Origin of the sequence: Pseudomonas sp. 2995-1 (genome assembly GCF_002742505.1) — a bacterium.
GTDB classification, from domain to species: domain Bacteria; phylum Pseudomonadota; class Gammaproteobacteria; order Pseudomonadales; family Pseudomonadaceae; genus Aquipseudomonas; species Aquipseudomonas sivasensis.
Genome location: NZ_LJSA01000197.1, coordinates 1 through 359, shown reverse-complemented (window position 1 = coordinate 359; position 359 = coordinate 1). Strand labels below are relative to the sequence as shown.

The window sequence follows — 359 nt, the reverse complement described above, 5'->3', positions numbered from 1 at the left end:
TGCTTAGAGAACACCAACTTTTAAACAACGAGTATACTGATGTTGTGGTTTATTCGATATTAAAAAAAGAGTTTGACAGTGGAACACTTGAACTGTAGTTCATGAAGTGACAAAAGGAGAAGCTGATGGGACTTAAGCTTCTCCTTTTGGTTATCCAATTTGATCTTCTTGGTGCTCTTCCCTATTTTTTATTTCCTCTTTCAAATGTGCATTATCCATATTAGGAGTTAAAAAACCTTTACGAATTAAATAATTCATATGTTCCAATGGCATAGAACCATATCCCTTACCATTACTTAATTTAAAACGTATGGTATTTCCATTCTTGCCTTCAATAGTCATTTTTTCACTAGAAAAAT

Annotated in this window: 1 protein-coding gene; it reads right to left on the bottom strand. The window is 32.3% G+C overall.

From position 1 onward, the window contains the following. Window positions 1-150: 150 nt before the first annotated feature. On the bottom strand, window positions 151-359 hold a 209-nt coding region (locus AOA61_RS02470), incomplete at its 5' end, for a hypothetical protein (protein ID WP_099601078.1).